This window comes from uncultured Porphyromonas sp., from assembly GCF_934359325.1.
Taxonomy (GTDB): domain Bacteria; phylum Bacteroidota; class Bacteroidia; order Bacteroidales; family Porphyromonadaceae; genus Porphyromonas_A.
Genome location: NZ_CAKRLH010000122.1, coordinates 1 through 4,759, shown reverse-complemented (window position 1 = coordinate 4,759; position 4,759 = coordinate 1). Strand labels below are relative to the sequence as shown.

At 57.1% G+C, this 4,759-nt stretch carries 3 protein-coding genes; 1 reads left to right on the top strand and 2 read right to left on the bottom strand.

Annotation, left to right across the window (positions count from 1 at the left end):
* Positions 1-1,151 (bottom strand): translation elongation factor 4 (gene lepA / locus Q0F21_RS05345; RefSeq protein WP_297238085.1); only part of this gene is annotated, 1,151 nt, incomplete at its 3' end.
* A gap of 770 nt (positions 1,152-1,921) precedes the next feature.
* On the opposite strand from lepA, the gene Q0F21_RS05340 reads away from it, so the two are divergent.
* On the top strand, positions 1,922-3,676 hold the full coding sequence (locus tag Q0F21_RS05340; RefSeq protein ID WP_297238083.1) for a glycoside hydrolase domain-containing protein: 1,755 nt from the start codon (positions 1,922-1,924) through the stop codon (positions 3,674-3,676).
* A gap of 66 nt (positions 3,677-3,742) precedes the next feature.
* Here Q0F21_RS05340 and asnS read toward each other — a convergent pair.
* Positions 3,743-4,759 (bottom strand): asparagine--tRNA ligase (asnS, locus tag Q0F21_RS05335; RefSeq protein ID WP_297238081.1); only part of this gene is annotated, 1,017 nt, incomplete at its 5' end.

Below are 4,759 nucleotides of genomic sequence, written 5' to 3'. Positions count from 1 at the left end.
TTGTGCACCTCCATCACGTCCCCCTTCCGGGTGTAGACCATATAGGAGACGTTGGGGACCGTGGTGATGACGGACATATTGTACTCACGGTCGAGCCGCTCCTGGACGATCTCCATATGGAGCAGTCCGAGGAAGCCGCACCGGAAGCCGAAGCCGAGGGCAGCGGAGCTCTCGGGGGAGAAGGTCAGGGAGGCGTCATTGAGCCGCAGCTTATCGAGCGAGGTACGGAGGTTTTCGTAGTCCTCCGGCGCAACGGGATAGACACCAGCGAAGACCATCGGCTTTACTTCCTCAAAGCCCTTGATCGGAGCTGCGGCAGGACTCTCCACCGAGGTGATGGTGTCGCCCACCTTCACCTCACCTGAGTCCTTGATTCCCGAGATGATGTAGCCCACGTCTCCACACTTCACCTCCTGCTTGGGGACCATATCCAGCTCCAGAGTACCCACCTCATCAGCGTCGTACTCGGTATTGGTCTGCATAAATTTTACCCGCTCACCGGAGTGGACCGATCCATTCACCACCTTGTAGTAAGCGATGATCCCGCGGTAGGCATTGAATACGGAGTCAAAGATGAGCGCCTGAAGTGGAGCCTCCGGATCACCCACGGGAGCGGGGACCTTCTCCACAATGGTATCAAGGATCTCCTTTACACCCACTCCGGAGCGGCCACTGGCGAGGAGAATATCCTCCCGGTCACATCCCAGGAGCTCGATCACCTCGTCCCCCGCGAGGTCGACATTGGCACTATCGAGGTCAATCTTATTGAGCACCGGGATGATCGTCAGGTCATGCTCGATCGCCATGTAGAGATTGGAGATCGTCTGCGCCTGCACCCCCTGCGAGGCATCGACCACAAGGAGCGCTCCCTCACAGGCCGCAATGGAGCGTGACACCTCGTATGAGAAGTCGACGTGTCCGGGAGTGTCGATGAGATTGAGTATATACTCCTCGCCCTGATACTCATACCGCATCTGTATCGCATGGCTCTTGATCGTGATGCCACGCTCACGCTCCAGATCCATACTGTCCAGAACCTGATCCTCAGAGCGATTGGCGACCGTATTGGTATAGTCCAGCAGACGGTCGGCAAGGGTGCTCTTACCATGATCGATGTGAGCAATGATACAGAAGTTTCGTATATGTTTCATGTAAATGTCTATTGTTTATCAGCCACAAAGTTACCTAATTTCCGACTGGCTACAGATCGACTGAGACCGAGCTGGAGTTCCACCCCATCGGGAATGGAGTCTTCTCCACAAGAGACTGCCCCGGACGACAGGAGTGCGGCAGGACTGACGCATTTGAGTTTTACTACGACCGCCCGGTCCCGCAGGGACTTATGCGCCAGGCCCCACTCTCTGACACCCCGCCCCTGTCCGATACCACATTCATCCCCTAAGCCGGCGGTAGGCGGATCCCCGGTGCCGGGGAGTATCGTATCGAGCTGGATAGAGTTCGGTGAATTCTAAACCCGGTATTAGTGATCACTAAACCCGGTATTAGTGATCACTAATATCGGGTTTAGTTTGGGGTCGCAGACCTGATGCCTTTGAACTCTACTGCAAAGAAGTGATAATCCCTGTCGCTGTGCAATCCCGCCTGCCGATCCCGCAGGGGCTTCGCCCCTGCGGGATCATCGCTTTTTAGACCGGGTGTCAAGGCACGAAGTGCCAAAGACCCCGGGAAAGAGGATCCCGAGAGAGATATACAACCCCGCTAGGGTGTCGCACTTGTCAGAGAGTCAAGCAATCAGTGCGACACCCTAGCGGGGTGCTTCGTTCACACTCTTCGCAATGAGTTGAATGACTTATGCAAAGCTCAAACGCGTCAGCCCTAGGGGGGAGAGGAGACGTACCCATTAGAAACAAATTAGCGAACTTTGTCCCAGAGTAAGAACTAATCCACATACCAAGTAACGATGAGAAAGAGAATAACCGCCCTCCTGGCGGGACTGCTGACACTGACCACTGCTTACGCTCAGTATCCCATAGAGAGCTACCGGGAGCTGCCCAATCCCACCCCGACCAACAGGACCCTCTGGCAGTCTCTGACCACGCCCGTCGTCGGCTGGGGGAGCATAGATGTCCGGTACCCCAAGGAGCGACCGGCCGAGGGACTGACTGCCGGGGAGCTTCAGCTCAGAGGATGGCGTGGCGAGCGGGTCTACGCCCAGGCTGTGGTGAGCAGCCCCACCCCTCTCACCGCACTCACGTACGAGATCACCGACCTGAGGAGCAGCGACGGTACACTCATCCCCTCTCCTCAGGGCGAGTCGGGTACCGGCTTTGTCCGCTACGTGATGACCGATGAGCTCAATAAGGATGGCCTCGGAGGCTGTGGTGAGCGACCAGATCACTCCCTCTTCGACTCCACCCTGGTAGCTGACGGGATCGACCACCTCGCCCGATCACTGGATCTCACGCCCTGCACGACACGCCCTATCTGGTTCTCTATAGACATTCCTCGGGATGCGAGAGGGGGAAGCTACCAAGCGACGGTGACCGTACGCAGCGGTGATCAGACACTGGCAACACTGCCTCTGTCGGTGGTGGTGGACGAGAGAGCGCTGCCTGAGAAGAGTGACTTCTTTCTCGATCTGTGGCAGAATCCATACGCCATAGCAAGGTACTACGGGGTGGCTCCTTGGTCTGAGGAGCACTTCAGCATCATGCGCCCCTATATGGAGATGTACCGAGACGCAGGGGGCAAGGCGATCACCGCCTCGATCATGTACAAGCCCTGGAATGGTCAGACGCACGACCCCTTTGACTCCATGATCGACTGGACGCTCGGCAGGGATGGCAAGTGGCACTTCGACTACTCGTACTTTGACGAGTGGGTCAGCTTTATGATGGATCTCGGGATCGACAAGGCCATCACCTGCTTCTCCATGGTCCCGTGGGAGCTCTCCTTCCGCTACTTTGATGAAGCGAGCGGGGAGTACAAGTTCCTCAAGGCTGAGCCGGGAAGCAAGCCCTACACGGAGCTTTGGTCTGCGATGCTTCGCTCCTTTGCGCAGCACATGAGGGCAAAGGGGTGGATCGACAGGACCTATATAGCCATGGATGAACGGTCTCCCGAGGTGATGGAGGAGTGCTTCCGTCTGATCCAGGAGGCGGACCCGGAGCTGAAGGTGCATATGGCCGGGGCGCTGCATGAGGAGCTGTCGGATCACCTCGACTACTACTGCGTCGGGCTCGCTGCCAAGTACTCCGAGGAGCTCAAGGCGAAGCGGCGCAGCGAGGGGAAGATCACCACATTCTATACTTGCTGTGCCGAGCCACGACCCAATACCTTTACCTTCAGCGCAGCTGCTGACGGCGAGTGGTATGGATGGTATGCCGCACGCGAGGGGCTGGACGGCTACCTCCGCTGGGCATACAATAGCTGGGTAGAGCAGCCTCTCCTCGACAGCCGATACAGCAACTGGGCTGCCGGCGACACCTACCTCGTCTACCCGGGCGTCCGCTCCTCGATCCGCTTTGAGCGACTGCGGAGGGGGATCCAGGCTTTTGACAAAATCAAGGCCCTGAGGAGTCAGTACGCGGGAGACCGACAGGCACTCGCCAAGATCGATGAGGCGCTCTCGCTCTTCGATGAGAGTAGGCTCAACCCCTCCTGTACCTCCGACCGGATCATCAATGAGGCTCGAGAGATCATAGAGACACTCTGAGCCCCCCTTCTGAGCATAAAAAAACCTCCGAGCCGTATGGTTCGGAGGTTTTTTACTTATCAGTGATTAGAAGTTCGCATTCTTAGGCGTGCGTGGGAAGGGGATGACGTCCCTAATATTGGACATCCCCGTGACGAAGAGCACCAGACGCTCAAAGCCCAGCCCAAATCCACTGTGGGGGCAGGCGCCGAAGCGACGTGTATCAAGGTACCAATTCATCGCCTCCAGAGGGATGCCGACCTCCTCACAGCGCTTAGTCAGCTTGTCGAGGTCTGCCTCACGCTCGGATCCGCCCATGATCTCGCCGATGCGGGGGAAGAGCACATCCATACCACGGACGGTCTTGCCATCCTCGTTTTGCTTCATGTAGAAGGCCTTGATCTCCTTAGGGTAGTCGGTGACCATCACAGGCTTCTTGTAGTGCTTCTCTACGAGGTAACGCTCATGCTCGGCCGCCAAGTCACAGCCCCAGTAGACGGGGAACTCAAACTTGACCCCATCCTTGATCGCCTGCTCCAGCACCTCCACACCCTCGGTGTAGGTGATGCGAGCAAAGCGCTGATTGTCGACAAACTGGAGCCGCTCGATGAGAGTGTCATCGTAGGTGTCATTGAGGAATTGCACATCGTCAGCGCACTCGGTCAGAGCCCAGTGAATGAGGTACTTGACGAAGTCCTCCGCCAAGTCCATATTGTCGTTATTGTCGTAGAAGGCCATCTCCGGCTCGATCATCCAAAACTCTGCCAGGTGGCGAGGAGTATTAGAGTCCTCTGCGCGGAACGTCGGACCAAAGGTGTAGATCTCGCCCAGACCCATAGCAGCAAGCTCACCCTCCAGCTGACCGGAGACGGTGAGATTGGTCTCCTGACCGAAGAAGTCCTGGCTGTAGTCTACGGCACCCTCCTCAGTGCGGGGAGGATTGGCTACATCCAGAGTCGTCACCTGGAACATCTGCCCCGCTCCCTCAGCATCGGAGGCTGTGATCAGCGGAGTATGGAAGTAGACGAATCCCTTGTCGTGGAAGTACTTGTGGATCGCATAAGCCATATTGTGGCGGATGCGGAAGACTGCACCAAAGGTATT